The sequence below is a fragment of the Halalkalibacter okhensis genome (genome assembly GCF_000787375.1).
Classification (GTDB): Bacteria; Bacillota; Bacilli; order Bacillales; family Bacillaceae_D; genus Halalkalibacter; species Halalkalibacter okhensis.
The window spans coordinates 128916-152455 of record NZ_JRJU01000004.1 but is presented as its reverse complement, the minus strand read 5'-3'; the positions used below and the strand labels follow the sequence as shown (position 1 = coordinate 152455).

Genomic DNA, 23540 nt, shown 5'->3' with positions numbered 1-23540 from the left:
TACGTAAGGATGAATGAGGGTAGGAATACATAGAATAGGTAAGAAGATTGTCGAGTGAATCAGTAACGTGAAGAAAGGTGTGAGAGAATATGATTGGCTGTCTTTGTTTGCATGGCTTCACTGGCGAACCGTGGGAAGTAGAGCCGGTATCAACATATTTTCTTGAAAACAAGCATTGGCTTGTGTATACACCAACGTTGCCTGGACATGGACCTAAAGGGAATTTACGTGATGTTACGTACCAACAATGGGTGTATACAGCGGAGGTTGCTGTGCGCGAATTGTTAAGTCGCTGTGAACAAGTGTATGTGATCGGCTTTTCGATGGGTGGGATGCTAGCATGCTACATTGCGGCTAAGTATGATGTGTCAAAGCTTGTCCTGTTAAGTGCAGCGGCGTATTATGGTAACCCACAGCAACTATTGCATGAGTTAAAGGACAAAGTACGCTTACGCGTGCTCGGTGAGCTTGATCAAGATGAGCATTATTTATTATATCGAAAAAAGATCATGGATACTCCGATGACAGCAGTTTTTCAATTCATGCAAGTCGTTAAAAAAATCAAGCCTTATCTGAAGAAAGTATCAATTCCTACGTTAATTTTACAAGGAGAGCAAGATGGGATTGTCCCACGAAAAAGTGCTCTTTACCTTTATGAAACCATTGGTTCAAAACAAAAGGATCTAGATTTTTTACCAGAGTCTAAGCATTTGATTTGCCACGGCTTTGAAAAAGAGCTACTAATTAATAAGATTGAGGCATTTTTGTGTAGAGAGGAAGATGAAGATGAAAGTGGTTGTACCTAAGCCATTTACGTTTGAGGGAGGAGAGCGGGCTGTTTTGCTTCTGCATGGTTTTACAGGCACGACAGCAGATGTTAGGATGATTGGAAGACATTTACAAAAGCTCGGATATACCTGTCATGCACCATTATATAAAGGACATGGCGTCCCTCCTGAAGAATTAGTACATACGGGGCCAGAAGATTGGTGGAAGGATGTCGTTGAAGGATATGAGTTTCTTAAGAGCAAGGGTCATGAAGAAATTGCTGTTTGTGGCCTGTCGCTCGGAGGGGTATTCTCATTAAAAATCGGGTACACTCTACCTATAAAGGGAATTGTGCCAATGTGTGCACCGATGAAGCCGAAAACAGAAGATGCGATTTACAAAGGTGTGCTTGCCTATGCGAAACAATACAAACAGTTAGAGAAAAAGACAGCAGAGCAAATTGATGAGGAAATGGCCGCATTTGCAGACTCACCAATGGAAACCTTAAATGGCCTGCAAGGATTAATAAATGATGTGAAAGATCAGCTTGATTACATTTACTCGCCGATTTTTGTAGTTCAAGCAAGACATGATCAAATGATCGATATTGAGAGTGCGAATATTATTCACGACAACGTTGAGTCGGATCAGAAATCGTTAAAATGGTATGAAGATTCAACGCATGTCATTACATTAGATAAAGAAAAAGAACAGCTTCATGACGATGTGTATCAATTTTTGGAGTCACTTGATTGGACCGTCTAGACGAATATAGAAAGAAGCTGTTAACGAAAGGAGAAGAAAACATTGAATGAAGACTTGATTCAAGAACTGTTATCGCACTTTCGCGAAGCAGCGGAGAAACCTCTTTCTATAAAAGAAATTGAAGAATCATTTAACATCAAAAGCAGTGATGAATTTAAAGAGTTAGTAAAAGCATTAAATGAATTGGAACATAGAGGGCTTGTTGTACGAACAAGAACAGACCGTTATGGGATTCCTGAAAAAATGAATTTAGTGCGCGGACGTGTACAAGGCCACGCAAAAGGGTTTGCTTTTATTATTCCTGAAGAACCAGGAATGGACGATGTGTATGTGACGAGTGGAGATTTAAATAGTGCGATGAATGGTGATACGGTTCTCGTTCGTTTAAATCAAAAGTCGTCAGGGTCACGCCCGGAAGGTCAAGTCGTTCGTATTGTTGAGCGTGGAACAACGGATGTCGTTGGAACCTATCAAGATCAAGGTTCATATGGTTTTGTTATTGCGGATGACAAACGAGTTGCTAATGATATTTTTATTCCGCAAGACCAAGCAGCTGGTGCTGTTGATGGACATAAAGTGGTCGTTAAAATAACGAAGTACCCTGAAGGTCGTATGAGTGCAGAAGGAAAAGTCATTAAAGTGCTTGGGCATAAAAATGACCCAGGAATGGACATCCTTTCAATCATTTATAAGCATGGAATTCCAATTGAGTTTCCGGATGAAGTTATTGAGCATGCGAATTCCGTACCAGATAGTATTGATCCGGATGACATAAAGGATCGCCGTGATCTTCGCGATGAAACGATCGTAACCATTGACGGAGCTGATGCGAAGGATTTAGATGATGCGGTTCATGTGAAGCGTTTGGACAACGGCAACTACTTATTAGGTGTATCCATCGCGGATGTCACTCATTATGTGAAGGAAGGCTCGCCGATTGACCAAGAAGCCGCTGATCGCGCGACGAGTGTTTACTTAACAGACCGCGTCATTCCAATGATCCCACATCGACTTTCCAATGGAATTTGCAGTTTGAATCCGAAAGTCGACCGATTGACCCTCACATGTGAAATGGAAATTGATGCAAATGGTCAAGTGGTTAACCATGAAATTTTCCAAAGTGTCATCAAGACGACCGAACGTATGACGTATTACGATGTGAATCAAATTTTAGTGGAGAAAGATGAGGAGACACGCAAGAACTATGAATCGTTGGTTCCGTTTTTTGAGGAAATGGAAGAGTTAGCAGCGATTTTACGGAAGAAGCGTTTTGAGCGTGGAGCCATTGACTTTGACTTTAAGGAAGCCAAAGTGCTTGTGGATGAAGAAGGAAAGCCGACGGATGTTGTTTTACGAACTCGTTCAGTAGCAGAAAAGCTCATTGAAGAGTTTATGCTAGCCGCAAATGAGACGGTAGCTGAGCACTTCCACTGGTTGAAACTTCCGTTTGTTTACCGAATTCACGAGGATCCAGATGCTGAAAAGCTAGGCAAGTTTCTCGAATTCATCACAAACTTCGGTTACGTAGTGCGTGGGAATGCCAATACTGTTCACCCACGTGCGCTTCAAAAATTATTAGAAGAGATTAAAGGCGAGCCAGAAGAAACGGTGATTAGTACCGTGATGCTGCGCTCGATGCAACAGGCGAAGTACGACACGAACAGTTTAGGACATTTCGGGTTATCAACGGAGTTCTACACTCATTTTACATCACCAATCAGGCGTTATCCTGATTTGCTTGTACACCGCTTGATTCGCACGTATTTGATCAAAGGAAATGTGGATGAAGCAACGCAAGAGCATATGAATTCAGTTTTACCTGAGTTAGCACGACATGCTTCTGAAATGGAAAGAAGAGCAGTGGAAGCAGAGCGAGATACGGACAGCATCAAAAAGGCTCAATATATGGAAGATAAAATTGGTGAAACGTTCACTGGAATGATTAGTGGTGTTACGAATTTCGGGATGTTCGTTGAGCTTGAAAATACAATTGAAGGTCTTGTTCATGTAAGTTACTTAACGGATGATTATTATCATTATGATGAAAAGCATTATGCAATGATTGGGGAGCGGACAGGGAAAACGTTCCGCATCGGTGATGAAATTGAAGTTAAGGTAACGAATGTAAATGTGGATGAAGCGTCGATTGATTTTGAAGTCGTCGGAATGAAGCCACGTGAACGCCGTGAAGTACGAGATCGTCCGAAAGTTATTGTTGGCGGCAAGCGTGAAGGCCGAGGTGGTCGTAGCCGAAGCGGTCGCGGAAGCTCAGGTCCAGGTTCGTCAAACGGAGAAAACCGTAATGGCAGAAGCGGAGAGGGCGCTAAAAGAGACGATAAAGCCGGCGGCAAGCGTAAGAAGAAAAAGTTCTATGAGAATGCACCGAGTGTGAAGCGGAAAAAGGGGAAGAAGCGTCGGAAGTAGTCTTGATTCGGAGAGGTTTCTTGCAATTGGTTAACGGATTCATTTGTTGCCTAGAGAGGAAGGCATTCCTTTCTAGGTTTATAAAACGAGCGACTCCCATTGCGCTTAGAAAGAGCTTTCATTTAGTAGTGCGAAAAGAGTGCCCAGAAAAAGGAACCCCGCCTTTTTCCGGGCACTCTTTGACTAACCTCTCATATTTTTGCTATCATAGAAAGAAATGTCGCATGAACAAAAGGGTGTAGGAGATGGCTGTAAAAGATAAAGATCGTAATGTAATTGCTCAAAACAAGCGAGCCAGTCATGATTATTTTATTGAAGAAACCTATGAAGCAGGAATTGTTCTAAAAGGAACAGAAATAAAATCAATGCGAGCCGGTCGTATGAACTTGAAAGATTCATTTGCGCGTATTTCTAATGGAGAAATGTATCTTCATAATGCGCATATTAGTGAGTATGAACAAGGGAATCGTTACAACCACGAGCCAACCCGTGCGCGTAAGCTGCTTCTTCATAAGAAGCAAATCAATACGTTGATAGGGCAAACGCAGCAAAAAGGGTATTCAATTGTTCCGCTGAAAGTATATATTAAAAATGGCTTTGCTAAAGTGTTGATAGGTCTTGCGAAGGGTAAGAAGAACTACGATAAGCGTGAGACGCTGAAACGGCAAGATGCGAAGCGTGAAGTGGATCGTGCGTTGAAAGAACGTATGAAAGGCTAAATACGATATTTGTTATTGGTAGATAATTACCAGTTGCAACGGGTTGTCAGTGTGCTATAATAAAAGTCCAGAGCGAGACAGTAGTAAATACTTATTGTTCTGGACGAAGTGTTTTACGCTTAGCGTGTGAGTAACACTCTCATAGCTAACTCTTATCTTGGGGACGTTTTGGATTCGACAGGGATAGGTCGTACTTGCGTGGCGAGTCGAGGGGGTCGGCCTCGTTAAAACGCCAAAGCCATTTAACTGGCAAAGAAAACAATAACTTCGCACTAGCAGCTTAATAGCGCTTTGCGGTTCCACCCTCCATCGCCCATGTGGTAGGATCTGGGACTCACTCTAAGTGGGCTACGCCGGTTACCCTCCGTCTGAGGGTGAAGGAAGAGAACAATCAGACTAGCCTCATGGAAGCCTGTCATTGGGCCGAAGTGTTGGCGAAATGCTAATACAGTGACTACGCTCGTAGAAGCGTAAGTGTCGTTATTCTTGGACGTGGGTTCGATTATGGAAATAGTCGCCTCGTGTGGTGACACATGAGTGATAACTTGGCTTTATCGATGAAGTCTACGTCATCTTTTGATGATAAGGTAACATCGAGCGGTATGTGGAGTAATCCAACAGCCGTGTATCGACTTATAGGCTGCCTATTTAAGTTAGGTAGTACTAGGATGGAGCATTCAGTCAGGAATCTGGCAAATATATATGCTTCATAATACGCCAAGGGGCTTGATGGTGATCAAGTTCAAGATATAGTCAGTGCCAATGCGAAAGCTTGGAAAAACATGTCCCACCGTCTCCACCAAAACCATACCGTGAACCGCATGACTGCTGTGACTTGAACCATAATTTTGCCGCTTAGGTAAGGATATGCTTCAAAAAACTTTAGGCAAGAATATACTTCAAAATACTTGGAATTACCTTGCCGCTTATTAAACTGAGGAAGATTTTGTTTAATTAGTTGTTCTAAAAAAATTAGTTTATCTAAAAAAATATTGACTAACACGGAAGCACCGTTTAATAAAAACTTACTTAAAATGTAGGTTTATTAAACGGTGCTTTTTTGTTGTTGTAAGAGAGGTGAATATTCAGAAATATAAGACAGGTATAAAGGTATGTCCCTAATGTCAATAATACCCCAAAAAGTGGGGTGTTAGAAAATTATGGATAGGAGTACTCTCTATAATATTGAGCCAATAGGGATAGGAACACCTTTTGTTGAGTCTTTAACTAGTTACATCATAAGGCTTTCAGAAGCGCATTGTGTGTTAACTGGAAGTCTAATATCCAAAGTCTATACACCATTATTAGGAAAAGAATACTTATCAAAGATCTCTTCTAGAGGGGGAGATGGTTTCTATGATTCAGCTATTGGAATTAATGGATTAGGAAAATTAGCTGGGGAATTTATTGAGTTAACTGAAAAATTCACTGGTAGAACAGATTTAAGTTTTACTACTTTGAAAGCTTTTTCAGAAATATTTCCAAATAGGGGCTTACTGAAAAAGACCAAATCATGGTGTCCTTTGTGCTATGAGGAAGATAGGGTTAAAGGAATGATTATTTATGATCAACTAATTTGGAATTTTCAACTTGTTGGCACATGTCTAAAACATAAGTCTCCACTAAAAAATATATGTGTGCATTGTGGACAATTTGTATCAGTAATAAATAGAAAATCAGTGCCAGGCACTTGTTCCAAATGTGGTCAATGGTTAGGCACAATAAATAATCTAATTCATCCAGAAAGTTACAAAGATGAATCACATAAAGATGTTTCTCTTATTGGCGAATTGTTGGCTGAAAAGAAAAATACTTTTTCTAATGAGAGTCCTAAAGAGTCCATACATTTTTATGTTAGCTCTAATTTTGATGACTCAGCAATTAAAGCTGCAAGATACCTTAAAGTACCTAAATCAACATTTACTTCATGGATGACTGGAAAAAGCAATCCTAGTATTAAATATTTATTGCAAATCTCAAAGATGTTAGGAATTTCACTCATTGAATTTCTAGAAAGGAGTAAAGACGTAAGACTGATACATTCTGAAGAAGAACTTTTCAATCAAAGAGAAAGATATGACCATTTTGAGATAAGAAATATTTTACATAAAGCCATCATTGAAAAAGAACCAGTATCAATAAGTGAATTAGCAAGAAGGATTGGTTGTGATCGTAAACTACTCTCAAAAAAGTACAAAGATGAATGCGAACAAATAAAGGCTAATTATTCTTATCATGCTCAAAAAAATCGCCAACAAAATGAGGAGTTAAAGTTATTAAAACTTGAGCAAGCAGTTAAGTCATTATTTTCCCAAGCTATATACCCAAGTAGAAGGCAGGTGGAAAGGATTTTAGGTAATGGCTTTTTAAAGGAGAAAGCAGTTCAAGAGAAATGGAATAATTTAAAAAGGAGCTATCAAATATGACAATTAGAAAGCAGAATAAAATTCCAAACTCAGTGCTTAAACAGATGCTAGGCAAGGAACCTATGGAAAGAGCAGTAATGTGTCACATTTGTCTGGATACAGCAGTAATATGCCCGGTAACAAATATTACTCTCGGAAGGCCGTGGCTTACTATTTTAATGGATGAGTACTCTAAAAGGATTCTCGCATTTGACTTGTCAATGGAGTCGCCATCTTATGTATCAATAATGATGGTCTTTAGGGAATGTGTGAGAATAAACAAAATGCTCCCAAAGAACATGGCATTAACCGATGATGATCGTAAAGTATTTAATAATATGCAGTTAGATAAATTACTATCTGCATATTATATTCAAAAAATTACCTATCCAAAACATTTGTGTGAGAAATTGTTCATTAATGTAAGCAAGTTGATCGAGAGAATGGTGGAACGATGTCGTTCACCGTGGTGTTTTGATGAATTACATTTGTTTATCTCATCTTTGTTATATGAGGTTTATGATCAGCAAATGACATATATGGGAACAAGTCCAAGAGAAATTTTCAACTCAAAAAGTACTTTACGTAGATTACCAGCAAGAGTAGAGTATGATCAACATTTCATCATTTTATGTTTACCCCAAATTGAATTAAGGATAGTTAGTGGAAAGGGAATTAGGTTCAACAATATTTATTATTGGACGCGTGACTTCCTGAACCCGAACCTTAGCGGTAGTAAAGTTATGGTGAAATTCGATCCTCTAGATATAAATAACGTTTATGCTTATCTTGATAATAATTGGAAAAAGCTCTCAATACTATTCTTTAATTAAAGTAAAGGAGAATCATCAATGATCAACAATTTTGATGTGTTTTGCAAAGAACAAGGTATTAGTAATGAACAGGAATTATTCATCAATAATATTCGCTCATCTGATCCAGCAAGAAGAGTTAAAAGTAGCGGAAAAAACGTACCTGGTTTTTACTCTAGTAAGAAAATGGGTGTAACGATTCAATTCGAGAGTCACAAACTTGAGTTAGCAGCAATTTATTTAATGGAGTTTGATGACGACGTATACGAATTTTATGATCAACCTCCTTCGTTCAAACTAAATTACAAAATAAATGGTAAGAATAGAGGTCACAGATATACTGCAGACTTTTTTGTAATCTCCAAAGACTTTATCGGTTGGGAAGAGTGGAAGACAGAAGAGGAGTTATCCAAGAAGATGGCAGAATCACCTGAGAGGTACATCTTGGATGAAAATGGGGTATGGAGATGCCCACCAGCTGAAGAGTACGCTAAGGAGCAAGGTTTATCCTTTCGAGTAAGAAGTTCTAAGGAGATAAACTGGACTCTTCAGGAGAATCTCCGTTTTTTAGAAGATTATTTATTAGAAGAAAATCCATCCGTTTCGGTAACTAGTAGAAACATCATTACTAACTATATTAAATCTGATTTAGGGATAACTCTTGATGATTTATTGTCTGTTGAGGATGCTCAATTCAGTGTAGATGATATATATAAGTTAATTATCTTAGGTGAAATCTATGTAGATTTAGATGGGTTTTTAATAGAAAAATTTGAAAAGTTCCCCCTCTTTATAGATAAAGAGGTTGCCGTAGCTTTATTAAATTTTGAAGCAACTACTGTTAATAGAGACATTGACGGGATTGAACTAGATAATAAAGTTGTTCTAGAGATAGGTGGTAATATCCTCTGGAACGGAAACTTGTTTATGGTTGTAAATATTGGGGAAACTGAAATTTCTTTATTAGATGAGGCAGAAAAAATAATTCCTTTACCTAAACATTCTGTTGAGGAACTGATAAAAAAAGGATACATAAAATCACTTGCTTCAAATGAATCCAATGAGAAACACGATGAAGAAGTTCAAGAATATAAAGAAATTATTAAGTCAGCAAGTCCCTCTGACCTTCAAGAGGCAAATGAGAAGTACTTTCTTTTGTGTAAGCATCTAGAAGGAGAAGTAGTGGATGTCCCTCCTAGAACATTGAGACATTGGAAGAAGAAATACAATGATGCTGTAAGAGAGTATGGAAAAGGATATATTGGTTTAATTCCTGCTCGACATAAACAAGGAAATAAAACAAGAAGATTAAATAAAGATGTTATTGATTTAATGGAAATATATATAACGGAAGTTTATGAAAATAAAAAACAACGTAATGTGTCATCTGTATATAATTCCTTTAAATTAGATTGCATTGAGAAAGGGTTTGATCCACCTACTAAAAAGACATTTGAAAAACAAATTGAACGCCGTCCCTCTCATGAACAAGAGTTGAAAAGAAAAGGGAAAAAAGCAGCATATGATAAGGAACCAGTTTATTGGGAGTTAACCCAAACGACACCAAGACATGGGGGTAGGCCGTTTGAGATTGCGCATATTGATCATACAAAGCTTGATATTGAACTCATATGTTCAAAAACTCAAAAAAACCTTGGAAGGCCGTGGTTAAGCTTATTGGTTGATGCTTATTCAAGAAGAGTCTTATCATTTCATTTAACCTATGATCCTCCGTCTTATCGATCATGCATGAACACGATAAGAGAATGTGTAAATAAATTTTCTAGAATGCCAAAGACAATCATAGTAGACGGCGGGAAGGATTTTCAAGGTACGTATTTTGATACCTTACTAGCTCAATATGAGTGTAATAAGAAAACAAGACCAGGTGCAAAGCCAAGATTTGGCTCAGTATGTGAAAGGCTATTTGGAACAACTAACACTATGTTCATATATAATCTTCAAGGAAATACTCAGATGACCAAAAATAATGTGCGGTTGTTGACAAAAGATACAAATCCAAAAGGCTTAGCAATTTGGACTTTAGAGCATTTATATGAAGCTTTAAATCAATGGCTCTATGAAGAATATGATCAGAGGACACATATATCACTTGATCAAAGTCCCCGAGATGCTTATCAACAGAATATTAGGAAAACAGGTGAAAGAAAGCAAACTTATATCAAGTATGATTACAACTTTGAAATGTTTACACTACCGACAACAAAAAAAGGGACTGCCAAAGTACAGATAGGAGATGGGATAAAGATAAACAATGTTTATTACTGGTCATATGAGTTGCAAAATCCTGCAGTTGAGGGAAAACAAGTCCCTGTTCGTTACGATCCATTTGATTATAGTAAAGCATACGCTTATGTAAATAAGAGGTGGATAAAATTAAACTCACAATATGAATTAGAGTTTGCAGGTAGAACAGAAAAAGAAATAAAAATTGCTACGGCAGAATTAAGAAGTAGGAAAAAGAATACACAGGATTCAATTAATATATCGGCATTAGATATAGCAAAGTTTCTTAGGACTACAGAAGCACATGAACTGCTAGAAATTCAAAGGTTAAAGGATGAAGCATTTAAAAAATCTCTCACTGTTATTGAAGGTGGGAAAAAAAGTCTAGCGAAAAAGCAAGCTGATAGTAAGGCTTTTAATAAAAGTGAGATTAAAAGTACTAACTTGCAAAAAGTAGATGATGATATAAAAACTTCTAAAGACGAAATTGAAGAAGTTACTCAATTTGATTTATACGAGGAGTTTTTCTAATGAATAAATTAGGCTTTCCTATGGAGTTATTAGAACGAACCGAGAAGGAAAGGATTGACTACTTCAAAGAAAGAACTGTAGGACATCCAGCATTACAACAAGCATATTTAGACTTAATGGATAAAATTAAGATTGCAGGCAAAGGTAAAGTTTTATTGGTTTATGGACCTAGTGGTGTTGGAAAGACGACCCTGTTCAGAAAAGTGGAAAAGGAGATAACTAAGCAATACAACGATGAAATGCAGCAAGATAAGGGTTTTGTCCCCATTATAGGGGTGGAGGCTTCTTCACCAGAGGATGGAAAATTTGATTGGATCGACTTTTACACTGAAGCACTTCAAAAAGTTGAAGAAATACTAATTAGTGAAAAGAGATTACCTCACGGTAGTCAAGTTCCTACAAATCATACCCAACGTACAAAGAGGACCTTGAGAAGATCCTTGGAAAATGTAATAAAGTACAGAAAGGTAAAAGTAATAATAATTGATGAAGCACAACATATGACTAAGGCAGGCAATTCTAAAGCCTTAAGAAACCATATGGATACTATTAAATCATTAGCGTCAAAATTCGAAATTCCAATTATTCTGTTTGGGACTTATGAACTTTTGAGTTTTAGAAATTTAAGTGGTCAACTAAGTAGAAGAGGTATAGATATAAATTTCCCAAGGTATGATGCAGAATTAACAGAAGAAATAAATGCTTTTAAGAATGTTATTGGTTTTTTTCAAGTGCATCTGCCTATACAAAATCAACCAGACCTTATGAATAATTGGGAGTACTTTTATCAAAGAACTATTGGTTGTGTTGGGATTTTACGAGATTGGTTAACAAATACTTTGGAGTATAAATTAAATAAAACTCCTAATGCAAAAACATTAACGTTAAATGATTTTAAAAAGTTTGAGCCAACTATAGACCAAGCTTATAAAATGGCGGAAGAAATTATTACAGGAGAAGATTTACTTGAAAGTCAGAAAAAGACGGAAAATGATTTAAATTTTAAGTTAGGATTAGGCAAGGTAAATAAAGAGGTAGAGCAAAAGAAGAAAACAAATAAAAAGCCTGGGATAAGAGATCCTAAGAGAGACAAAACAGGATTTGAATATTTAAATAATGCACAGTAAATTAAAGTTGGTGAGATAATGTGTAATAATGTAGGGCTAAAAAGAGTCGAAGGGAATAATGCTCCCAATACTAATAACATGGAAAGAAGCAGGTTATACAACATCATGCCTGAAGGACTAGATACCTACCAAGTTGAGAGTCTTCACAGTTATTTATTAAGATTAGCTGAAAAACATGTAGTACCTGTATGGATACTTTTGGAGAAAGAAGTAGCTTATCTTTTTTCAAAAGAATTCTTAAAGGAATATATTAAGAAAAGACAAACTAATCATGTGCATTATATCAATAGTTGCACCGAAATTACAGAGGATTATTTAAATGCTCTAGAGATTGTGACCACTAGAGAATTATCAAAGTTAACTCTGTTAAATGGAAGAGGACTATTTAGCATTAAAAGAAATATGATAAGGAAAAACCGTGCTTGGTGTCCTCTCTGCTTTGAAAGTTGGAAAGAAGAAGGTAAGGAAATATATGAACCACTCATATGGAATATAGAATTAATGAAGTATTGTCCTGATCACTTTGTGCCATTAGACGATAAATGTTACTCATGTGGTAAGAAAAACAAATTCATTTCTTCTAGTCAGCAGGTTGGGCATTGTGGTAAATGTGGCAATTGGCTTGGAAAAGAGAATGTTGAAGAATACAAGGAATTAGATGAATGGGATTTATGGTGTATCTCGAACTTTAAACAAATTTTAGAGTTCCTTCAACAGAGTAACAACATTCCACTTAGACATTTCCCTAATCAAATTGTAAAAATGCTCGTTAATCAATATACAGATGGAAATGTAAGTGAGTTTAGTAGAATCCTTAATGTAAGTATGATCTCTGAATATGTGATGGATCGTAGTAATATAACTTTTGAAAAGTTACTAAATCTATCATTCTACTTTCAAACGTCAATTGTAGATTTAATTCACTTTAAGCCAATTGACAAAAGTAACATCAATTTGTCGGCAATTGATAATCTCGAAAATAGACAGCACAGCTATTATAATGTTACACCTGAGGAAGTTAGAAAAGAACTTCAAACAATATTAGATTCAGAACAAATTCCTCCCTTAAGTATGGCTCAAGTAATAAAGTTATCTAAGTATAGTACTTATATTCTCTATAAACATGCAAAGGATTTGTGTGAAGAAATAACTTCAAAGAGGAAGGCGCACTTTCTTAGACAAAAAGAAATAAAGCTAAATCAAATTAAGTATGATGTAATTCCAATTGTTGAGAAACTCCTAGAAGAAGGTATATATCCTTCTGAAGCTATTGTAGAACAAAGAATTCCCTACACAGTTTTTAAGAAAGAACTAAAAATTTTAATTGATGAAATTATGGAGGAGCTTCAATAATAACTTTTAACTATAATAGATTAGTGGGTTTGTTGATAAATTTAAGAGCCAAAAAATGACCGAATCGTCGTGATTTGGTCATTTTTCACTTTCCGTATCAGGAGGATTTACAAGAAAACTAGTCATGCTTCTATTGGACAGTAGCTGGGTCTTTTGCTTTCTTTTTTATTCTATGAATATCCTTTTTACTCATTACGATTGAGGGACAGCTGAGCTTGTTTTCATCCTACAAAACCAAACCCTAAGTAATTGTTATTTGAATTGCTGAGGGTTTCATTTATTAGCAATTTGGCCAGATTGTAGAGTAAATCTTATATTACGTAGTAGACGATTTTTATTTAAAATCAAGATACCTTTTATATTGTAATTAACCAATTGCACATAGGTAAGAATAGTTAGATAATTCTTTTATACATAATTTGTTATTTTCTGGTATTATATATACGTCAATATTGGTTGCTTTGTGAAGTATTCACTTAACGGAGCAGATTGGAGGAAATAATATGTTTAAAATATTTATGCCTGATGACGAATTAATAATTGTAAGAGCGAAAGAAGAGTTTAGAACGAATGGATATAACGTTAATAAGGGGGAACTTTTCAATGCCTCAGAAAAAGAAGGGGTAATTGTAAATGGTAGTTTCGCGTGTCAAATTGGCAGTCCTAATTTCGAGGCTTGGTTTGAAATAATCGCCTAAAATAACTATTAAACTGAATACTGAGAGCAGGGAGATATCATACCTTGATTTTTGTTTCTATTAAGGATGCATACTTGGGGGACTAACTGTATTTTTAAAAGTTCTTTATCAATTGGGTTTAAAACCATACTACAAGGCAAAGTTATTGCCTTTGTATATGGGATAAATAAAAAAGAGATAATAAATATCACCAAAACAAACTGTTTCATAAAATACATATTGTAAGTAGTTTTTTGACTAAAGAAGAGTCGCTTTTTCAGAAAAAAGGAGTTGTCCACATGGCAGAACATGATGATGGTGTGTCGGAAGAGTTTAGGAAGAAAGTAGAAGAGCTTTGTGATAGGCTTGGACCAAAGAATAAAGAAACCAACACGTTGTGGCAGCTAGTTAGTGAAATATGCAAGGACGATGTAAAGGATTAACTAAGTTAGGTTTAAAGATCATAAAATATTATCTGTTGCGCAGCAAATATATTGGTTAAAGCATAACCTTCGAAAAGACGATTGCTCTTAAAGTAATCGTCTTTCGTATTCGACTAAATACTGTTCAACAGGAAGTATCAACAGACCAAAACATTAAGAAATCAACAAAATTTAGTGAATTCCTTAGTGACATAGACTTATTTTAAATACTAATAATGTAAAAATTTAGGTATAAGGAAATGGTACAAGGCATATTGATTAGAAGGACATGTCTAATAAAGGTGAGGGGGAATTCAGTGAACTATACAGAAAAGGTGTTTTTAGGTCTGTTTCTTACGTTAACTGTAGTATTTTTGTTTTTATCTCAGTATTATGAAATATTCAAGATTTTAGTTACTCCAGTTGCTACATTATCTGTTTCAAGCTTTATTTGGTTAGATATAAAAAATCGAAGTATAGAAGTTAGAAGGCTAGGTCTACTTTTCATTATTACTCTGATTTTAAGCGTTATCTTCGGTAATATTGGATTTGTTAACGAAATAATCATTTGGTTATGGGTAGCTTTAATACTAGCCGCGTTGTGGGTTTTTACTATTAAAGCTTATCAAAGTTTAAGAATCTCATTAGCATGGATGGTCATTGTTCCATTATTTTCAATGGTCTTTCTTTCAGAGACTGAAATTTTAAGAGGTTATGATTATATTATCTACATTGTAACTCTTTTGGTAACGTGGGCATTTTTATGTTATCAAGGTGAGTTGAAAATTGTTGAAAGAGCAATTCAATTTATAGGAATAATATTTGTGGTGATAGCGTTAGTTTGGCATTTATTCTTAGAAATGTTTCAATTATCTTCTAAATTTCCAGAATACTCAAATATTCTCTTTAATAATGGAATAGATATTTTAATGATATTTGCACAAATTGACATGGCCATCTTCCCGGTAATTATTAATTGTTTATTGTGTTATTTAATCATCATTTTAAGAAAAAGAATGCAAGAAAAGGTAACGTGATAAAAGTTTTATGAGAAGGTCCGTTGTCTCTTGAAAAGTTCCAGAGTCAACGGACTTTCTTGTAATATGACATTTAATAAACTGAGATAGGGTAAAAATTCTACTATTGATAAACAGCTAGAGGACCGATCACTTTAAGAGTGATCGTTTTTTCGTATTTGACATATACAAATTGTAACCCACGGCATGATATAATCAGTCCCTGCAACAAAACTTTGGTAAGTTAAGAGTGAAATATATTGAGGTAAATTAATGAAGGCTTCTCATGAGTTGGCCTAACTTGCGGAAATTTTTTTCATTTCTTTTGTAAAGCCAACTAGAGCAGAATGGTTCAAAAATTCACCAGTTATTTATAAAAAATTCTTTTTCACTATTAGCATACCTCTGTATATTCTTCTTAATAAAAGACGTAAAAATAAGCATAATAGGTGAAGCATACTTCCCTTTTGGAGTAATCATATGGAATTCCCTATTACAATGGTCTAATAAAGGTATTTGATATAAGAGATTATGCTTAAGCTCCACTCTTACAGTGGACGAGGATAGAAAGCCAACCCCATGGCCGTGTAATACTGCATGTTTAATGGCTTCGTTTGTCCCTAACTCAAAAAGATTATTAGGTGTGAATTGAACCTTATTAAATTGATCCTCAATACATTCTCTTGAATGTGAACCTTTACTTCTTATGAAGAGAGTATCCTCTTTTAATTCAAAGATGGAGTGTACGTCTTTGTATTTTTCTTTTTGCTCAATTGCACAAAAAGCATGGATGCTGTCTTGAAATAATGGCTGATAGTTAAACTTAGAATCATCTATGTTCTTGGCTACGATGGCTAAATCGATCTTATTCTCGTTTAACTTATTGATAATTTCGGATGTATTATCTATTAAAAGATGAATTTTAATATTAGGGAATTTTTTCTGGAAGTTTATAACTAAGTTTGTAATAACAAAGTTTCCTATAGTAGTACCGCACCCTATATATAGCTCACCACTTTCCAAATCATTTAAAGAAGCCATTGCTTTTTCTGCCTGATTGGCTAAAGAGATGATTTGAACCGCATATTTTAGCAGTTGCCTACCTGCATCCGTTAACTCAACTTTCTTCTTCGTCCGGTAAAACAAAGGTAATTCATAATACTTTTCTAATGCATCAATCTGTCGTGAAACAGCAGGTTGACTTAAGGATAACTCTTCCGCTGCTTTGGTAAAATTTAAATGAGTGGCAACAGAATAAAAGGTCTTCAGTTGATGAAATTCCATTGCTATTCACCTCCTATAAGAAAAGTGATAAACTATTCCATAATCGAAAGAGAAAGGAGGAGCTTACGTGAAGCCTCAAATCTCGTTAACTTCATATTCAACTGGTTCTGGCTGAGCAAGCAAAGTCAGGTCATTGGACCTTACGCAAGTTTTGCGTAGCATACCAGAACCCAAAGATAAACATTTAATTGCAGGGATTGGCGAAGATGCCATAGGGTACAAATGGCAGAATGATACGATGGTACAATCGGTAGATATGATTACACCTGTTGTGGACGACCCTTATCAATTTGGTGCCATTGCCTGTGCAAATGCATTAAGTGACATCTATGCTAAAGGAGCAGATCCTTTGTTTGCTCTTAATATCATTGGTTTTCCTACGTCTACACTTCCTATACATTACTTAGAAGAAATGATTAAAGGCGGGGTAGATAAGGTACAAGAAGCTGGTGCCTATATCGTAGGTGGACATACGATTGATGATACTTGTCCGAAATATGGTCTCTCCGTTACGGGGAAGATATCAGACGGTAATCCCTTTATAGGGAAAAACGGTGCTTGCGTTGGCGATGCCATTATTCTAACAAAGCCTCTAGGTATAGGAATCTATACGACAGCCATTGATCAGAAACTCGCAACTAAAGAGCAAGAAGAAGCAGCTGTTAATCAAATGTTAAAGTTGAACAAATATGCATCACAGGCTATGAGGCAAGTCGAGACCCATGCCTGTACAGACGTAACAGGTTTTGGCTTAATTGGTCATTTGTGTGAAGTTGCTGAACAAAGCAGTGTGACAATTGAACTCAACCTTGAACAAGTTCCTTACTTACCAGATTCATTCACTTTGTTAAGAGAGGGTGCAATTTCTGAAGGAATGTATAATAACATTTCTTCTTATAGAAGCAGAGTCCGAAACAAAAATATCATTACAACAGAAGAAGAGCAGCTTCTATATGATCCTCAAACCTCTGGTGGCTTACTGATTATGGTTTCACAAAGCCAAGTGGATGCGTTTCTAACAAAGTTATCTGATCAAGGTGAGAGTGGCTACGTCATCGGTAAGGTTTTAGAAAAAGATGAAGTTCCTATTATTACAAAGAATACCTTTTAAAAGCAACTGCAGAGTCAGTTGCTTTTTTATTTTCACTAACTATTATACGCACAATGCATAACTAAGATAATAATAATGCATTTCACCTATTACTGAAATGGATTTATACTAAGTTTAAATAAGAAAAATTAATTTTAGGAGGTTTTTTAATGATTTTCAGACAGTATTTACACAGTGAGCCGATTGCTGCTTCATACTTTTTCGGATGTGGTGGTCAATCTACTGGGGCAATTGTAGACCCTCTACTAGAAGATGTAGATTTTTATATTGAAGAATCAAAAAGGCTTGGTATGGAGATTTCCTATATTTTTGATACCCATTTACATGCTGATCATCTCTCTGGAGCAAGATTATTAGCTGAAAAAACAGGAGCTAAGTATGTTTTACATGAATCAGCTCAAACGTCATTTAATTATTATTCTGTAAAAGATAATGATCAAATTATTTTAGGAAATGTAGTCGTAGATATTATGCACACTCCAGGTCATACGCCTGAACACATATCTTTAGTTGTTACTGATAAGACGAGAGGAGCGGAGCCATGGTTTGTTCTAACTGGCCATACTTTGATGGTCGGCGATGTAGGTCGAACAGAACTCGCTTCAGATGTGGAAGAAGGAGCGAGTCAACTATACGACAGTATATTTAATAAACTAGTAACATTAGATGATCATATCGAGGTGTATCCAAACCAGATAACTTTGAAAAAATCAGAAAAACAAATATGGGTATAGAGTAATGCTATACCCGACAAAGGAGTTGAATCTACTATGAAACAAAATAAGGTTATAGTCGGCTTGAAGGAAAATAAAAAGCAATTTGCCCTTCTCGTACTTATTAATCTATTTGTAGGTTCAATGATTGGATTAGAAAGAACGGTGCTCCCTTTAGTAGGAGAGGAGCATTTCGGATTGGTTTCAGCGAGTGCGGCTCTTTCATTTATTGTTAGTTTTGGTTTTTCAAAAGCAATCGTAAACTATTTTGCTGGTTCTATAGCTGACCGAATTGGAAGAAGAAAAGTTCTACTAATAGGTTGGGGAGTTGGTTTGCTTGTCCCCATCATTGTTATATTTGCAGGACAGTGGTGGCATATTGTATTTGCAAATGTGTTACTAGGAATAAATCAAGGATTGGCATGGTCAATGACATTAAATATGAAAATTGATCTAGTAAAGTCTAATCAACGTGGGTTAGCTGTCGGGTTAAATGAATTTGCTGGGTATTCTGGAGTCGCTCTGTTTAGTGTCATTTCTGGCTATATCGCTAGCACGTATTCACTTAGACCAGAACCATTCTATATAGGGATAGCGATAGCTGTAATTGGAATTGTTTTTTCATTGTTTGTAAAGGATACGGGAGAACACTTAAGGATTCAATCTAGCCAACAAACATCAAAAAATGTTGATTTTTCTGCTAAAGAAATCTTTCAGAATACTACATGGAAAAATAAAACACTTTCTGGTTTAAGTTTTGCAGGGCTTTCAACAAATTTTAAAGATGGGATGGCTTGGGGGTTGTTTCCTCTCTTTTTTGCAACAGAAGGTTTATCGGTTGGGAAGGTCGGAGTTCTAGTAGCACTTTATCCTGCTGCTTGGGGATTCTTTCAACTTTTTACGGGAGCATTGAGTGACCGAATTGGTCGAAAAGGTTTGATTGTATACGGAATGATCACACAAGCAATTGCAATTTGGTGGATCTTAATTGGTACGGCATTCTGGTGGTGGACGATTGGTGCAGTGTTATTAGGGGTAGGAACAGCAATGGTATACCCTACTTTACAAGCAGCTCTTGGTGATGTTGCTCATCCAACATGGAGAGCTTCTTCGGTGGGTGTCTATCGTTTCTGGCGAGATAGCGGGTATGCATTCGGAGCACTTTTTGCGGGTCTACTTACAGATATGTTGAATATTAATTGGGCAATAGGCCTTGTTGCAATTTTCCCTTTAATTGCTGGTATTAATTTGTATTTTCGTATGTCTGAAACGTTAAAACAACCTAGTAAATCTTAACTAGCTAGTCTTAACTAAGATATAAAAACAGAGTGGAGAAATCGTTCATATGAGAAGAAGGTGTATATAATGTCTAGTAGAGACGATGAATTAATCAAAAGTTATATAGATTCTCCGGTGAAACAACGAATGCTCTACAAACAGACGTTGCTCATTGTGAGTATTTCTCAAATCTTTGGCGGTGCTGGGTTAGCAGCTGGTATTACTGTGGGTGCACTTCTTGCACAAGAGATGATGGGCACTGATGCATTTGCAGGAATGCCAGCTGCATTATTTACGGTGGGTTCAGCTGGAGCTGCTTTTGCAGTCGGAAGGCTTTCTCAACGATATGGTCGTCGTATCGGTCTAACTACAGGTTTTGTCGTCGGAGGACTAGGGGCTATGGGAGTTGTCATTGCTGCTATAGTGAATAGTATTTTTCTTTTATTTGTATTCTTGCTAATTTATGGTGCGGGTACAGCGACCAATTTACAAGCTCGATATGCAGGTACTGACTTAGCAGAGAAAAACCAGCGTGCAACAGCTATAAGTATTGCGATGGTTTCGGTCACATTTGGTGCATTTGCGGGGCCCAATTTAGTTGGTGTCATGGGGGTTTTTGCTACTGCTATTGGGATCCCAGCACTTGCTGGTCCTTTCCTATTATCGGGAGTTGCCTTTCTCTTAGCTGGATTCATTATTTTCCTCATGCTTCGCCCTGATCCGTTTTTATTAGTGAGAAAAATGGAAGTCTATAAGCAAGAGCCAAATGATGAGACTTTAACTTTGAAAGAAACTGGTTTAGACGAAAATAAAAGAGGTATTGCGGTCGGGGCAACAGTTATGATTCTATCACAAATGGTCATGATTGCTATTATGACGATGACACCTATTCATATGACCCATCATGGTCATGGACTTGGCGCAATTGGTCTTGTTATTGGTATCCATATTGGGTCGATGTATCTTCCTTCATTGGTTACAGGTGTACTTGTGGATAAGATTGGTCGAACTGCGATGGCGATAGCTGCTGGATTCACGCTTCTATTAGCAGGTTTGTTGGCAGCATTTGCGCCAAGTGATTCTATTCTTGTCTTAATCATAGCTCTTTCCTTACTAGGGGTAGGGTGGAACTTTGGTTTAATAAGTGGAACAGCTCAGATTGTTGATTCGACTGCTGCATCACAACGTGCTAAGACTCAAGGGACAGTGGATGTTTTCATCGCATTAGCAGGTGCTTCTGGTGGAGCTATGTCTGGAATGATTGTAGCTAATATGAGCTATACAATATTGTCACTAGCTGGAGGCGGGTTGTCTTTACTACTGATTCCTGTGGTGATTTGGTCTAGAAGGAAGGGAAAAAGAAGAGAAGGGTCTGATGTTTGAGAATTGATTCAGATTAACCTACATCAGCTAACGGTTAGCAGTGATTTAAAAGTCACTATTAAAATTAGATCCAGGAATTGGGAATCTAACTACTTTCAACGTAAAGTACGCCTAACGTAGAAATCGGCTTTTTAATTCATCAAATATGTGAAACAATTAAAATTTAGTTGATTACATACCCTAATAGGTATAAACTGTACCTATTAGGGTATTATTTAGTAGAGGGAGTGGTGCATCTTATGAAGAATGAAGAAAAAAGTTGTTCAACTAACCAGTGAGGAATGAATAAAGGGACAACAGATGGTAAAAAGGTTAAAGTATCGCCTCCAATATGACCAGCTGTTTATCTTTGGTTCCTGGTAGGAGCTATATTTATTATCTATAGTATTATGGGTACTGTACTCTCAATTTTTTAGGATATATTGTTAATTATGGAGGGTTCTTTATTTATCTAAAGAGTCATGGAGAAGTGCATGTGAAAATGCACTTTTTTATTTTCTTAAACGTTTCTTAATATTCACAAAGTATAACTGAAGATAAAGGAGGAGCATTATGGAGGAGTTTTTAATTATTGGTTCGATACGTTTGCCTATCAAATGGATCTTTATTGGAGGTGCACTAGTAGTAGCCTATCTAGCAATGAACATTCGTTTAAGTCGATTAAATTTAGACAAGAAACCATTATTAGATACTATATTTAATGCGTTACTTTATGGATTTATAGTTTGGAAACTAAGTTATGTATTATTCAATCCGGTTCATGCTTTTGCCTATCCACTGGGGATTCTTTATTTTGATGGTGGTCAAAAAGGAATGTTGTTAGGAATTCTAATGGGCTTCATTTATATTTACTTTCAATCTACTAAGCAGAGCGTAGGAATAGTAACGTATTTGAATCTTACTTTCAGTGGTTGGCTTGCAGGGAGCGCAACTTATTTTATTTATTTATTCCATACAAATTATATTTACTACTCTGGTCAAATTTTTTTAGCTGGGTGGCTGATAGTTGTCATGTTGAAGAATAAAGAAGTAGATCTTGGAAAAGGATTATCCAACAGCCTATTAATTTATAGTCTAGGTCAAATCTTTTTAGGTTATTTGACTCATATAAAACCAGTTATTCTTGGGTTCACAAATCTCCAAATTGGCTTTATCCTGTTAGCTCTACTTATACTAATCGTGCAGAAAAGGAAAAGAGGTGAGAAAAATCGATAATTTATCCATTTTAGTAGCCTTTACTGCAGGACTGCTTTCTTTCTTATCACCATGTGTATTTCCATTACTTCCTGCTTACATTTCTACGTTAACAGGTTCTACAGTCTCTGATAAGGTCAATGTAAATAAGAAACTAGTATTTACTAGATCAATAAGCTTTATTTTGGGATTTAGTATCATCTTCGTCCTTTTAGGAGTATCCGCAAGTTTCATAGGTCAAATGTTTATGGAAAATAGAAACATTGTTGAAAAAATTAGCGGACTCCTTATTATCATCTTTGGACTTCAAATGGTAGGCCTTTTACAACTCAAATTCCTTATGAGGGAAAAAAGAATACATATGCAATCTAAAAGGGCAGGTGCAGGACCTTCCTTTTTAATTGGAATGGCTTTTGCATTTGGATGGAGTCCATGTGTAGGTGTTGTTTTATCCTCTATTTTATTATTAGCAGCCTCGCACGAAACAGTAAGTAGTGGTGTGATTTTATTGTCAGTGTACTCATTAGGATTGGGGATACCATTTTTAATGGTATCAATACTTGTGACCTATTCATTGAAAGTTGTAAGGAATATTAATTCAATCTTACCTAAATTGAGTGTAGTTAATGGTTGGATTTTAATCGGCTTAGGTTTGCTTCTATTTACAGGTCAATTTCAAAGGATTAGTGCTTGGCTTGCAACTTTCACCTATTTTGGTTAAGGAAAGGAAAATAAAAGATGAAAAAACAAAAGAATTTGATTGTGATCCTCCTTTTAGTTGGGCTAATAGGATGGGGGTTAATGGATTTACGTGGAGAAAGTGGGAATGAACCGAATAGTGAAACGACTGTAGTAGATGTTGAAGTAGGATTAAACCAAGGAAATTTGGCACCGGACTTTGAATTAGAAACATTAGAAGGAGAGCCATTGAAGTTATCAGACTTTAGAGGGGAAAAAGTAATCCTAAACTTATGGGCAACTTGGTGCCCACCATGTCGAGCTGAAATGCCCCATATGCAAGACTACTATGAGAAGCATAAGAATGATGGAGTTACAATATTGGCAGTTAATTTAACAACTCAAGAGCGAAATAAAGATGCGGTAAGGCCTTTTGTGTATGAGGAATTTCAATTGACATTTCCAGTTGTATTAGATGTGGATGGTGATATTGGAGCGATGTACCAAGCTTACTCTATACCAACAACTTATGTCATTGATACTGAGGGGTTAGTTCAAAATAAAGTGATTGGGCCCATGTCTTATGAAATGATGGAGACAATGATAAACAATATTAATTAATACGAGATGTGG

Annotated in this window: 19 protein-coding genes, 1 other RNA gene and 1 pseudogene; 20 read left to right on the top strand and 1 reads right to left on the bottom strand. The window is 36.3% G+C overall.

Annotation, left to right across the window (positions count from 1 at the left end):
• The first annotated feature begins 89 nt into the window (after window positions 1-89).
• The 13 genes from LQ50_RS05080 to LQ50_RS05025 all read left to right on the top strand — a co-directional run bounded on the left by LQ50_RS05080 (window position 90) and on the right by LQ50_RS05025 (window position 15287).
• Complete coding sequence (locus LQ50_RS05080; RefSeq protein ID WP_034626742.1) at window positions 90-806, top strand: alpha/beta hydrolase; 717 nt, start codon at window positions 90-92, stop codon at window positions 804-806.
• On the top strand, window positions 787-1533 hold the full coding sequence (locus LQ50_RS05075) for an alpha/beta hydrolase (RefSeq protein ID WP_034626741.1): 747 nt from the start codon (window positions 787-789) through the stop codon (window positions 1531-1533). Before LQ50_RS05080 ends, LQ50_RS05075 begins: the two co-directional genes overlap by 20 nt.
• Before the next feature lie 42 nt (window positions 1534-1575).
• Window positions 1576-3957: a ribonuclease R gene (gene rnr / locus LQ50_RS05070; RefSeq protein WP_034626740.1), complete on the top strand. Its 2382-nt coding sequence runs from the start codon at window positions 1576-1578 to the stop codon at window positions 3955-3957.
• A 245-nt stretch (window positions 3958-4202) separates the two neighbouring features.
• On the top strand, window positions 4203-4676 hold the full coding sequence (smpB, locus tag LQ50_RS05065; protein ID WP_034626739.1) for an SsrA-binding protein SmpB: 474 nt from the start codon (window positions 4203-4205) through the stop codon (window positions 4674-4676).
• A 167-nt stretch (window positions 4677-4843) separates the two neighbouring features.
• Window positions 4844-5181: a transfer-messenger RNA gene (gene ssrA, locus LQ50_RS24600) on the top strand.
• A gap of 655 nt (window positions 5182-5836) precedes the next feature.
• On the top strand, window positions 5837-7102 hold the full coding sequence (locus LQ50_RS24245; RefSeq protein WP_052144597.1) for a helix-turn-helix domain-containing protein: 1266 nt from the start codon (window positions 5837-5839) through the stop codon (window positions 7100-7102).
• Window positions 7099-7914 (top strand): Mu transposase C-terminal domain-containing protein, encoded by an 816-nt coding sequence (locus tag LQ50_RS05050; RefSeq protein WP_034626736.1) that lies wholly within the window; start codon window positions 7099-7101, stop codon window positions 7912-7914. The genes LQ50_RS24245 and LQ50_RS05050 overlap by 4 nt, the downstream gene beginning before the upstream one ends.
• A gap of 222 nt (window positions 7915-8136) precedes the next feature.
• Window positions 8137-10671 (top strand): TnsB C-terminal domain-containing protein, encoded by a 2535-nt coding sequence (locus LQ50_RS05045; protein ID WP_237563650.1) that lies wholly within the window; start codon window positions 8137-8139, stop codon window positions 10669-10671.
• Entirely contained in the window at window positions 10671-11798 is a 1128-nt protein-coding gene (locus tag LQ50_RS05040) for a TniB family NTP-binding protein (RefSeq protein ID WP_034626732.1), read from the top strand. The genes LQ50_RS05045 and LQ50_RS05040 overlap by 1 nt, the downstream gene beginning before the upstream one ends.
• A gap of 18 nt (window positions 11799-11816) precedes the next feature.
• A complete protein-coding gene (locus tag LQ50_RS05035) occupies window positions 11817-13151 on the top strand; it encodes a TniQ family protein (RefSeq protein WP_034626730.1) in 1335 nt (444 codons plus the stop codon).
• 503 nt (window positions 13152-13654) lie between these two features.
• A complete protein-coding gene (locus LQ50_RS05030) occupies window positions 13655-13849 on the top strand; it encodes a hypothetical protein (protein ID WP_034626729.1) in 195 nt (64 codons plus the stop codon).
• 278 nt (window positions 13850-14127) lie between these two features.
• Window positions 14128-14271: a hypothetical protein gene (locus LQ50_RS25335; protein WP_161784657.1), complete on the top strand. Its 144-nt coding sequence runs from the start codon at window positions 14128-14130 to the stop codon at window positions 14269-14271.
• Window positions 14272-14567: 296 nt separating this feature from the next.
• Window positions 14568-15287 (top strand): hypothetical protein, encoded by a 720-nt coding sequence (locus LQ50_RS05025; protein ID WP_034626727.1) that lies wholly within the window; start codon window positions 14568-14570, stop codon window positions 15285-15287.
• Between the two features lie 339 nt (window positions 15288-15626).
• On the opposite strand, the gene LQ50_RS05020 is transcribed toward LQ50_RS05025, so the two are convergent.
• Window positions 15627-16550, bottom strand: coding sequence for a LysR family transcriptional regulator (locus tag LQ50_RS05020; protein ID WP_034626726.1), 924 nt, complete (start codon window positions 16548-16550; stop codon window positions 15627-15629).
• A gap of 130 nt (window positions 16551-16680) precedes the next feature.
• Here LQ50_RS05020 and selD point away from each other — a divergent pair.
• From selD to LQ50_RS04985, 7 genes and pseudogenes are all read left to right on the top strand, one after another.
• Window positions 16681-17661 (top strand): annotated as a pseudogene (gene selD / locus LQ50_RS05015) (selenide, water dikinase SelD); the annotation flags it as partial.
• 149 nt (window positions 17662-17810) lie between these two features.
• Window positions 17811-18395, top strand: a complete 585-nt coding sequence (locus LQ50_RS05010; protein WP_052144596.1) for an MBL fold metallo-hydrolase — start codon at window positions 17811-17813, stop codon at window positions 18393-18395.
• A 36-nt stretch (window positions 18396-18431) separates the two neighbouring features.
• The gene (locus tag LQ50_RS05005) at window positions 18432-19670 is read left to right on the top strand and encodes an MFS transporter (protein WP_034626723.1); all 1239 of its coding nucleotides are present in this window, start codon (window positions 18432-18434) and stop codon (window positions 19668-19670) included.
• Between the two features lie 69 nt (window positions 19671-19739).
• Complete coding sequence (locus LQ50_RS05000) at window positions 19740-21035, top strand: MFS transporter (protein WP_034626721.1); 1296 nt, start codon at window positions 19740-19742, stop codon at window positions 21033-21035.
• A gap of 552 nt (window positions 21036-21587) precedes the next feature.
• A complete protein-coding gene (locus LQ50_RS04995) occupies window positions 21588-22250 on the top strand; it encodes a prolipoprotein diacylglyceryl transferase (RefSeq protein WP_034626720.1) in 663 nt (220 codons plus the stop codon).
• A complete protein-coding gene (locus LQ50_RS04990; RefSeq protein ID WP_084138626.1) occupies window positions 22234-22950 on the top strand; it encodes a cytochrome c biogenesis CcdA family protein in 717 nt (238 codons plus the stop codon). Before LQ50_RS04995 ends, LQ50_RS04990 begins: the two co-directional genes overlap by 17 nt.
• A 17-nt stretch (window positions 22951-22967) precedes the next feature.
• Window positions 22968-23528, top strand: a complete 561-nt coding sequence (locus tag LQ50_RS04985) for a peroxiredoxin family protein (RefSeq protein WP_004427632.1) — start codon at window positions 22968-22970, stop codon at window positions 23526-23528.
• The last annotated feature ends 12 nt before the right edge of the window (window positions 23529-23540 follow it).

Excerpts from the sequence above, each read along its gene's own strand:
- LQ50_RS05080 (WP_034626742.1), top strand. The coding sequence starts at position 90 with ATGATTGGCTGTCTTTGTTTGCATGGCTTCACTGGCGAACCGTGGGAA.
- LQ50_RS05075 (WP_034626741.1), top strand. The coding sequence starts at position 787 with ATGAAAGTGGTTGTACCTAAGCCATTTACGTTTGAGGGAGGAGAGCGG.
- smpB (WP_034626739.1), top strand. The coding sequence starts at position 4,203 with ATGGCTGTAAAAGATAAAGATCGTAATGTAATTGCTCAAAACAAGCGA.
- LQ50_RS24245 (WP_052144597.1), top strand. The coding sequence starts at position 5,837 with ATGGATAGGAGTACTCTCTATAATATTGAGCCAATAGGGATAGGAACA.
- LQ50_RS05050 (WP_034626736.1), top strand. The coding sequence starts at position 7,099 with ATGACAATTAGAAAGCAGAATAAAATTCCAAACTCAGTGCTTAAACAG.
- LQ50_RS05045 (WP_237563650.1), top strand. The coding sequence starts at position 8,137 with ATGGAGTTTGATGACGACGTATACGAATTTTATGATCAACCTCCTTCG.
- LQ50_RS05040 (WP_034626732.1), top strand. The coding sequence starts at position 10,671 with ATGAATAAATTAGGCTTTCCTATGGAGTTATTAGAACGAACCGAGAAG.
- LQ50_RS05035 (WP_034626730.1), top strand. The coding sequence starts at position 11,817 with ATGTGTAATAATGTAGGGCTAAAAAGAGTCGAAGGGAATAATGCTCCC.
- LQ50_RS05030 (WP_034626729.1), top strand. The coding sequence starts at position 13,655 with ATGTTTAAAATATTTATGCCTGATGACGAATTAATAATTGTAAGAGCG.
- LQ50_RS25335 (WP_161784657.1), top strand. The coding sequence starts at position 14,128 with ATGGCAGAACATGATGATGGTGTGTCGGAAGAGTTTAGGAAGAAAGTA.
- LQ50_RS05020 (WP_034626726.1), bottom strand. The coding sequence starts at position 16,550 with ATGGAATTTCATCAACTGAAGACCTTTTATTCTGTTGCCACTCATTTA.
- LQ50_RS05010 (WP_052144596.1), top strand. The coding sequence starts at position 17,811 with ATGATTTTCAGACAGTATTTACACAGTGAGCCGATTGCTGCTTCATAC.
- LQ50_RS05005 (WP_034626723.1), top strand. The coding sequence starts at position 18,432 with ATGAAACAAAATAAGGTTATAGTCGGCTTGAAGGAAAATAAAAAGCAA.
- LQ50_RS05000 (WP_034626721.1), top strand. The coding sequence starts at position 19,740 with ATGTCTAGTAGAGACGATGAATTAATCAAAAGTTATATAGATTCTCCG.
- LQ50_RS04995 (WP_034626720.1), top strand. The coding sequence starts at position 21,588 with ATGGAGGAGTTTTTAATTATTGGTTCGATACGTTTGCCTATCAAATGG.
- LQ50_RS04985 (WP_004427632.1), top strand. The coding sequence starts at position 22,968 with ATGAAAAAACAAAAGAATTTGATTGTGATCCTCCTTTTAGTTGGGCTA.